Origin of the sequence: Candidatus Kurthia intestinigallinarum, from assembly GCF_003991225.1 — a bacterium.
GTDB classification, from domain to species: domain Bacteria; phylum Bacillota; class Bacilli; order Bacillales_A; family Planococcaceae; genus Kurthia; species Kurthia populi.
On sequence record NZ_JTFC01000087.1, the window covers coordinates 1 to 1,014 of the forward strand.

The window sequence follows — 1,014 nt, forward strand, 5'->3', positions numbered from 1 at the left end:
ATCAATAACTGTAGGATCATCTATGAAAATTGGTCTAACAAACTCTCTGTTTATATTAATCGTTGATGCTTCTCTGTCTAATACATCTTCTATGAAAACAAGCTTCCCACTATTATTATTAACCTCTGTAAATGAAATTGTTGATTTTAAATTATTAGATGTTAAATTAGAAATTTGAGAATTGAATTCATTGTTAAATACCGATTGCAACATTTCAAATTTCAAATTATCTTCTTTTAGAATATCTGTGTCTAATATCTTTTTAATTTCTTTGATACTCATTCTAATAAGAATATCATCTAAATCTACTTCCATTTCTCCTTCTAAATTTCCCGTTGTTAGACTTTGTGTTATGACGGTTTCTTCTAAAGAATTAATGATTTTTTTTAGTTTATTAGAAAAATTAATACTTTGATTTTCAAACTCTTTTTGAGAAGTAGGATGCTCTTCGAGCATAGAAATGATATACGACATATTATCAAGCAATGCAGTTGCTTCTTCCGCAATTGCTAAACTTTCTTCATCTAATGAAATTTTTTTAAGTCTGTTTAACTCATTATCTATGATATTTAACTTTTGCTTGAATAATTTTATATACGAACTTTCAGCTAAGCTCGTGCCGATAGCATATAAGACTCTCCCCACCGTACTTTTCCCCGAACTATTAGATCCAGCTATTACGGTTACACCTTCTATTTTTATATCTGCGTTAGCTATTATTCCTATATTTTCTATGTTGAGAATAATTTTAAACACACCCTCTCATAAATTAATGTTTTCTCAAGTTGTATTTCTTTAATTTTATATGAGTTATTTTAAAAAAAATACAGTGTTTTTTCGTGTTTATTCGACATTTACACTACAAACACTATAAAAAATAGGTGTTCCAGTGAATTTGTTTTTATAATGGCTTCTAAATGTTGGATCTGCCCCATTTTTGAATTTTCCCCTTAGAAACTCCATTGCTTCATCTCCAACTAGCTCTAATGGCTTCTCTAAACCCTTAGAACAGTG

Annotated in this window: 1 protein-coding gene; it reads right to left on the bottom strand. The window is 28.9% G+C overall.

The window, feature by feature from the left end; all coding sequences use genetic code 11:
• Positions 1-756 (bottom strand): hypothetical protein (locus QI30_RS18805; RefSeq protein ID WP_199754728.1); only part of this gene is annotated, 756 nt, incomplete at its 3' end.
• Positions 757-1,014: the final 258 nt, after the last annotated feature.